The organism is Lichenihabitans sp. Uapishka_5 (assembly GCF_033947565.1).
GTDB lineage: Bacteria > Pseudomonadota > Alphaproteobacteria > Rhizobiales > Beijerinckiaceae > Lichenihabitans.
Genome location: NZ_JARPVX010000180.1, coordinates 1 through 2,065, shown reverse-complemented (window position 1 = coordinate 2,065; position 2,065 = coordinate 1). Strand labels below are relative to the sequence as shown.

General features: G+C 72.4%; 2 protein-coding genes. Both read left to right on the top strand.

All coding sequences use genetic code 11. The annotated features are described in order from the left end of the window. Positions 1 to 1,626: PD-(D/E)XK nuclease family protein (locus tag P7D22_RS22940; RefSeq protein ID WP_319936559.1), on the top strand; the 1,626-nt coding region annotated here is incomplete at its 5' end. Beyond that, positions 1,623 to 2,065, top strand: a 443-nt coding sequence (locus P7D22_RS22935; RefSeq protein ID WP_319936558.1) for a UvrD-helicase domain-containing protein, incomplete at its 3' end; no start/stop codon positions are given. The genes P7D22_RS22940 and P7D22_RS22935, both read left to right, overlap by 4 nt.

Genomic DNA, 2,065 nt, shown 5'->3' with positions numbered 1-2,065 from the left:
GCTCGCGCGCTGATCGACGGCGCACACCCGCCGCGCCCCTTGCGCGGCACCCCGCCGGAGCGCCTCGACGAGGCCGAGGCGCTGCTCGAGGACCTGCTGTCGGCGCTGGAACCGCTGCGGCGGTCCGCCGGGCCCCTGCCCGACTGGGTTGCGGCCCACGACGAGGCCGTAACGGCCCTGACCGAAACCGAGGCCGGCGCCACGGGACTGATCGGCCCGGACGGCCACAGCCTGCTCGACCTGTTCGAGGCGCTCGGCGATGCGGCGGACCCGGCGATCGGCCTCGACGGGCTCGGCTACGCGGCCTTGTTCGACCAGATCGCCGCGGAGGTGTCGGTGCGCGGCCCGGAACGCAGCCATCCGCGGCTGAAGATCCTCGGCCTGATCGAGGCGCGGTTGTTGTCGGCCGACCGCATCCTTCTAGGCGGCCTCGACGAAGCCGTGTGGCCGCCGCAGGTGCGCACCAACGCCTTTCTCAACCGCCCGATGCGGGCGACGCTCGGCCTGACACCGCCCGAGCGCCGCATCGGCCAGGCCGCGCATGATTTCACCATCGCGATGGGCCAGCCCGAGGTCATCATCAGCCGCGCCGCCAAGCGCGGCGGTGCCCCGACGGTGCCGTCGCGCTTCCTGCAGCGGCTCGCGGCGCTCACCGGCGACGCCTGGCAACCCTGCCGCGACCGTGGCCGTCGCTATCTCGGCCTCGCGCGCCTGCTCGATCGGCCGACGCGTGCCGTGACGCTGCCCCGCCCCTGCCCGAAGCCGCCGGTCGCCTTGCGCCCGACGCGCCTCAGCGTCACCCGGGTCGAGACGCTGCGCCGCGACCCTTACGGGGTTTATGCCGACCGCATCCTGCGGCTGCAGCCGCTCGAGCCCATCGGGGCACCGCTCGGGCCGCGCCAATGGGGCACCCTGTTTCACGACGTCATCGCGGCCTTCACGACCGCGCACCCGCTCGGCCCCCTGCCCGACGGCGCCGAGGCCGAGATCCTCGGCCGCATCGAGACGGCCTTTGCGCCCTTGATGGCCGACGCCGCCTTCCGGGCCTTCATGGTGCCGCGGCTTGCCGGCTGGGCCCGGGGCTTCGTGGCCTGGGAGCGCGAACGCCGGGCAGGCCTCGCCGCGATCGCGGTCGAGGCCAAGGGCGAATGGAGCCTGACACTGCGCGACGGATCGGCCTTCGCGCTGACGGCCCATGCCGACCGGCTGGAAACGAGCCGCGACGGCGCCGTGTCGATCATTGATTTCAAGACCGGCCGGGTGCCCTCGCGGCGCGAGGTGCAGGTGGGGTTCGCGCCGCAACTGACGCTCGAAGCGGCCCTGGCCCGAATGGGCGGCTTCGCGGCGCTCGGGCCGGAGGCCGCCGTGGGGGACGCGCTTTACGTCGGCTTTGGCAGCGATGCGACGCTCAACGTCACTCGCCTCGAATGGAAGGACCGCAGCCTGCCCGAGGTCGTCGACGAGCACCTGTCCGGCCTCGTGGCGCTGTTGAGCGACTTTCGCCGGCCCGAGATGGGCTACCTGGCCCGGCCCTATCCGCAATTCGAGGCGCGCCATTCCGATTACGACCACCTGTCGCGGGTCAAGGAATGGTCCGCCAATGGTGGCGACGGGAGCGACGCATGAGCCACACGGCCCCGGTGGTGCCGGAAGACACGCTGGCCCGCCAGCACCGCGCCTCGCATCCGCAAAGCTCCGCCTGGGTGTCGGCGAATGCCGGCTCCGGCAAGACGCATGTGCTGACACAGCGGGTCGTGCGGCTGCTGCTCGGCGGCGTGCCGCCGGCCCGCATCCTGTGCCTCACCTTCACCAAGGCGGCGGCCGCCAACATGTCGATCCGGGTTTTCGACACGCTGGCCAGTTGGACGCGGCTCGACGACGCGGCGCTGACCGAGGCGATCCTGCGCACCGGGGCCCCGCGACCGAGCCCGACCGACCTGGCGCTAGCGCGAAAGCTCTTCGCCCGCACGGTGGAAACGCCGGGTGGCTTGAAGATCCAGACCATCCACGCTTTTTGCGAGCGGCTGCTGCACCTGTTCCCCTTCGAGGCCAATGTGGCGGCCCG